The sequence below is a fragment of the Pseudonocardia sp. genome, assembly GCF_025465255.1.
In the GTDB taxonomy this organism is placed as follows: Bacteria; Actinomycetota; Actinomycetes; order Mycobacteriales; family Pseudonocardiaceae; genus Pseudonocardia.
Genome location: NZ_JAODNI010000162.1, coordinates 1 through 5,271, shown reverse-complemented (window position 1 = coordinate 5,271; position 5,271 = coordinate 1). Strand labels below are relative to the sequence as shown.

At 71.0% G+C, this 5,271-nt stretch carries 4 protein-coding genes and 2 pseudogenes; 2 read left to right on the top strand and 4 right to left on the bottom strand.

Annotation, left to right across the window (positions count from 1 at the left end; all coding sequences use genetic code 11):
• From JWP64_RS19300 to JWP64_RS19285, 4 genes and pseudogenes are all read right to left on the bottom strand, one after another.
• Positions 1-238 (bottom strand): annotated as a pseudogene (locus tag JWP64_RS19300) (hypothetical protein); the annotation flags it as partial.
• Positions 239-529: 291 nt separating this feature from the next.
• Positions 530-1,099, bottom strand: coding sequence for a hypothetical protein (locus JWP64_RS19295; RefSeq protein ID WP_297499127.1), 570 nt, complete (start codon positions 1,097-1,099; stop codon positions 530-532).
• A gap of 570 nt (positions 1,100-1,669) precedes the next feature.
• Positions 1,670-2,125 carry a DUF4383 domain-containing protein gene (locus JWP64_RS19290; RefSeq protein ID WP_297499125.1) on the bottom strand — a complete coding sequence of 152 codons (456 nt, stop codon included), beginning with the start codon at positions 2,123-2,125 and terminating at the stop codon, positions 1,670-1,672.
• A gap of 158 nt (positions 2,126-2,283) precedes the next feature.
• Entirely contained in the window at positions 2,284-3,165 is an 882-nt protein-coding gene (locus JWP64_RS19285; protein WP_297499123.1) for a manganese catalase family protein, read from the bottom strand.
• A 228-nt stretch (positions 3,166-3,393) separates the two neighbouring features.
• Here JWP64_RS19285 and JWP64_RS19280 point away from each other — a divergent pair, with 228 nt between their 5' ends.
• Both JWP64_RS19280 and JWP64_RS19275 read left to right on the top strand, forming a co-directional pair.
• Positions 3,394-4,125 carry a hemerythrin domain-containing protein gene (locus tag JWP64_RS19280; protein WP_297499121.1) on the top strand — a complete coding sequence of 244 codons (732 nt, stop codon included), beginning with the start codon at positions 3,394-3,396 and terminating at the stop codon, positions 4,123-4,125.
• A 913-nt stretch (positions 4,126-5,038) separates the two neighbouring features.
• Positions 5,039-5,271, top strand: a pseudogene (locus JWP64_RS19275) (transcriptional regulator); the annotation flags it as partial.

The following is a 5,271-nucleotide window of genomic DNA, read 5'->3' as shown; positions in this document are numbered from 1 at the left end:
GGGCCTGTTCGACGGCCTGCTCACGGGCCTGGTCGAACAGGTCCCCGACCTGGCGGCGGGCCTCCTCGGCGACCTGCCCCGCCTGGTCGGCCGCGGTCTCGACGACCTGGCGGCCGGCGTCGGCGGCGGTCTGCCCGACGGCGCCCGCCTCGTCCTTCGCGATCGCCGGGGTGGACTGGCTGGACGTACTGTCGCCGGCCGGATACGCCGGCGGACGACCACTGGTCGGGTGGCTCATCGAGCTGCTCCTTGTCGTCGTCTCTGCTAGCCGATCGGCTACATCCCGCGCTTACCCGCCACGGCCGCCGTCAATCTCCCGGCGATTCCGTAAACGCGATCGTCCGCCCCGCTTTGCGTCTTCCGCTCCGGCGATATTCGTTCGGCGGCGGGACATCCGGACAGGGCCAGCGCTATTCCCGTGCACCTTTCTCGGCGTGGTGAAGGAAACCTCCATTGCGGGCTTCGGCTTTCTGTGAACGCCGGGGGCGAACTACCTGCGACGCACGGCACCGGCCGAATCGATCCGTCGTCAGGCCGCGGCGCGGAGCCACCTGGCGGGCTTGCCGAGGATCCCGCCGAACTGCTGTGCGGGTCGCTGCTGCTCGCCGTGCAGGGCGTTGAGGACGACGAGCCCTCCGGTGAGGGCCGGGATGAGCCACTGGCACAGGCTCAGCTGCTGCTGGGCCTTCGCGATGTCCGGCGGGGTCTCCGGGGCGGGATCGGTGGCGCCCTCGACCGGCGTGCCCTCGGCCTGCTCCAGCTCCTTGCCCAGTGCCCGGCTGTAGGCCGTGACGGCGAGAGCGGCGCCGGTCAGGACGAGCTTGGCGACGGTGGACGCGCCGACGCCCTCCTGGACGGCGGCACGGCCCTTGTTGGCCTGCAGGATCCCGGCACCACCGATGAGGTGGGCACCGATGGCGGCGAGGTTGACCGGTGTCAAGCGGGCCCACCCGGCGTTGGCGACCTTGAGCCGCTGCGTGGGGTCGGGCAGGTCGGCGGCGGCGCCGTTGATGCCGATGGCGCCGGCCAGCGAGCCGCCGAACCAGGCGTCGAGGCCGATGTCGTGCAGGCTGCGGATCACGGTGTTGCGGTCGGACACGGGGCTCCCTTCATGGTGGCGTGGTCGAGACATGGGGTGAAGACGGAGAAGACGGGCCCGGGCCCCGTGGAGGCCGGTCGGTCAGCGCGTACGCCGCCAGAGCGCCCGCACCGCGGCACCCGCGCCGAGCACCGCGAGCAGGGGGATGGGCAGGCAACAACCACAACCGCCCATCGAGACCTCGGACCCACGTCGCGTTCGGGTCGAGACGAAGGGCATCGGCCCCCAGAAGCCGAACCGCGTACGGCGCGGGGCACCGCCGGACCGGCGCAGACCAGGACCGTAGGGCCGCCGGCTCCGTCGGCCGAACAACACGCGGTCGAGAAGCCGACGGCGCAGCTCGGCTCGGAAGCGGCTCACGCCCGGCCTCCATCCCCGGCCGGGCCGTTCACGTTCCGGACGTGACAGGTCACTGTTCCTCCTCGTCGGGCTCGTTCAGGTCGGGGCCGTTCGAACGACTCGACCGCCGGGGTTGCGCGAGCACCGGCACATGCCCGAGGGGACGGGCCGTAAACACGCGGCCCGAAGGCGGCACCGGCTCCGAGCACCGAGGAGTGCGGCCGTGCCCGATTACCGCGCCGGCGCCCTGTCCGGCCGGCCGAGCAGCACGCCGAGGGCGATCATGCCGACGGCGAGGAGGAGGTGGAGCCAGTTGTCCGCGGTGTTGACGGGGACGAAGTTGGCCGGGCTGCCGTGGCCGACGAGGAGTCCGTAGATCCAGAGGACGGCGTAGACGATGCCGCCGTAGACGAGGAAGTTGCGCGCTCCCGCGGGTGTGCGGGAAAGCACGAGACCGGCGACGCCGAAGGCCGCGTGCACGAGGTTGTGCAGGACGGACACGGCGAAGAGTCCGAGCAGCAGGGCTCCGGACTGGTGACCGGCGAAGCCGAGCCGGTCGTAGTCGGTCGTGATGCCGGGCACGAACCCGGCGATGCCGACGAGCAGGAACACGACGCCGACGACCATCGCGGCGACCTGCACGGGCCGGCGACGGGCTGTGGTGGTGGGGTGGGTCGGGTCACTCATGGTATGGACCTTCGGTCGTGGCGGAAGCCGCCGAGCAGAACAGGAGGGCGTACCCCGGAAGCGCCACGGGCCGAACCGCGCCTCGCGACGCGCGCGTCGCCCACCCGGGCCGGGTGCCGGGCAGGGCGAGTGGCGGGCGACGAGCGACGTCGGCCGGGTCATTCCTTCTTGAGCTTGTCCTGGGCGAGTCCGGCGGCCTTCTCGATGGTGTTGGGGAGTTCCGTGGTGCCGTAGAAGCGGCTGTCGGGGTGGGTGGGCGGCGGCATGGGGGCGCTGGTGGTGGGCCCGTCGTGGTAGCTGAACTCGCCGTTGCCGTCGGGGCTGGGGCCCTTGGCCCAGCGGCCCTCGGCGGCACGGGCGCCGTCGCTGAAGTTGAGGTACTGGTAGGAGACGTCGGTGAACTCCTTGGACTGCGGGAAGTTGCTGGGAACCGGAAGCTTCTCCGTGCCCTCCTCCTGGAGTTCGGCGGCGGCGGCGATCCACTGGTTCTGGTGCATGGTGTCGCGGGCGATGAGGAAGGAGAGCAGGTCGCGCACGCCGTGGTCGTCGGTCATGTGGTAGAGGCGCGCCGCCTGGAGCCGACCCTGCATCTCGCCGTTGGCGTTGGCCTGGAAGTCGGCGAGGAGGTTGCCGCTGGCGGTGACGTAGGTGCCCTGCCAGGGGTTGCCGTTGCTGTCGACGGGGCGGGCCCCGGCGCCGGCGACGATGGCGTGCTGGACGTCGGTGCCGCCGATGACGGCCGCCACGGCGGGGTCGTCCTGGATGGCGTCGGAGGTGATGCCGAGGGGGGACTTCTCCAGCAGCTGGGCGATCATGGTCGCGAGCATCTCGACGTGGCCGATCTCCTCCGAGGCGATGCCGAAGACGAGGTCGCGGTACTTGCCGGGGGTGTGCATGTTCCAGCCCTGGAACATGTACTGCATGGCGATTGTGATCTCGCCGTACTGTCCGCCGAGGACCTCTTGGAGTTTACGGGCGTAGACGGCGTCGGGCTTGTCGGGGGTGGATTTGAATTGCAGTTCCTGGCGGTGGAAGAACATCCGGGCTCCTTCGCGACAAGCCGTCGGGCGACGGCTGTGGAGCGCGGATGCCCGTGACGATTCGCTCCAAACTCCGTACGGCGGATCAATTGAAAGGACGGGAACCTTGATTGGCTTTCCGCTTCCTCCGTCCGGGTGAGCCCGGGATGAGCGTGCTGCGCCCGGGTATCTCCGCTCCACCTGCAGACGAGGAGTGTCGATGAGTCCTACGACCACCACAGGAGAACGATGACGGTGTCGGAAACGCATCGATCGATCGCGCACCGGACCGTGGCGGAGCTGGGGGGCCGGACCAGCATCCTCGCTCGCCAACGCGCCGATCACGAGCGGCTCGACCGGTTGATGGCCCGGGCCAGGGCCACAGAGGCTGCCGGGGGGAGGCCGCACGCGCAGGCCCTGCGCGCGGTGGCGCGGCTGGTCTTCACCCACGCCTTCGCCGAGGAGGCCGTCCTGTTCCCCGCGGCGCGGCGGGCGCTTCCCGAGGGCGACCCGCTGACGCTGCGCATCGAGACCGACCATCAGGAGGTCGATGAGCTGGTCACCCGGCTCGACCGCTCCTCGGCGGAGGATCCCGGCCGGTCGGCGCTGCTGGAGCGGACGTTCGCGGTACTGGACGAGGACGTGCGCACCGAGGAGGACGAGCTCCTGCCCCGACTGCAGCAGGAGCTCGGTCCGCGCCGGCTCCGGATGCTGGGGTGGCAGTGGGAGCTGGTGCGGCGGATCTCGCCGACCCGGGCCCACCCCGTGGTCTCCCGCCGCCCACCGGGACAGACCCTGTCGGCGCTACCCCTGACGGTTCTCGACCGCAGCCGTGACCGACTCCAGCAGCTCGACGAGGTCACCGGAGGCGTCGCGGAAAAAGCGCTCTCCAGGTTGGACAGGGCGCTGGCCGCGGGGGCCGGCACCGTCGAGCGGCTGCCGCCGATGCGGCGAGGAGAACGCCCCGAGACCGGCCGGTGACCCGCCCCGGGACGACCGGATCCTCCAGTTGGCCGAACGTGCGTCCGGCTTGTGGGTTGCTTCTCGGTTGGTCGCCGCCCTGAACCCGCGTCGAACGTGCGTGACGCGGAGGGTGGGGTCGTCGATGAACGGTGTCTTCGAGATCGGGTGCCTGCGGGACATCCCGGAGCCGGGACGCAGCGCCTCGGTCCTGAGAGCGGGGGTCGATCTCGACATCGCCACCGAGAAGGCCGCCCTGGAGCAGGTCCGCGAGGTCGTGCCGGGTACCGGGGACGCGATCGTGGTGGACCTCAGCGGTGTCTTCGTCGGCGCCTGCGGGGTGGGTCTGGTCCCTTCCACGACTCGTTGTCCTCGGCGGCCGCCTCCCTCTGCACGCTCGGCACCGCCGGCCACAGGGACGGCGAGGAGTTCCGCGCCACCTGAGGCAGCGTGCTCCGGCACCGCAGTGTGTACGCCGGTCTCAGGGCGTGGACGAGCGTCGCGAGCGAGGTCAGGAGATCGAACGATGGCGGTGGATGCCGACGCACCGAGCTCGGGCCTGCATGCCGCGCCGGCCACGATGACCTCCCACAGGATGGGTACGAACAGGACTTCGGGCGTCGACCGGAGGTCGTGGTGTCCGCTGCCGCGCAGGTGCACGGGCGGTTCCGGCCGTGAACATCGACCCCGAGATGCTGGCCGGCAGTCTGCATCGCGTGTATGCGGGGGAGCGTCCGGACATCGACGAGGCGCTGCACCGGGTCATCCGTGCCTGCGCGGACCTGTTCGGAGTGGACGGCAGCGGGCTGATGGTCGCGGACCAGCAGAATGACGTGCAGTCCGAGACGGGTCGAGGTCCCTGTGTGGACACCTTCGTACGGAGAGCCGGGAGGTCATCGCCGGACACGGTGTCCGGGCGGTCCTCGGGGTACCGGTGCGGTTGGGCGCGGTGCCGGTCGGATCACTGGACGTCTACCGCGCGCGACCGCACGTGTGGGAGGACTCGGAGCGGGCCGCACTCGCGCGCTACAGCGAGGTCGTCGAGGCGATCCTGGGTGCGGCCCTGTCCGCCCACGCCGCCGGCGAGCTGGCCGACCAGTTGCAGTACGCCCTCGACCACCGGGTCGTCATCGAACGTGCCGTCGGGCTGCCTTCGACGGGGCGAAG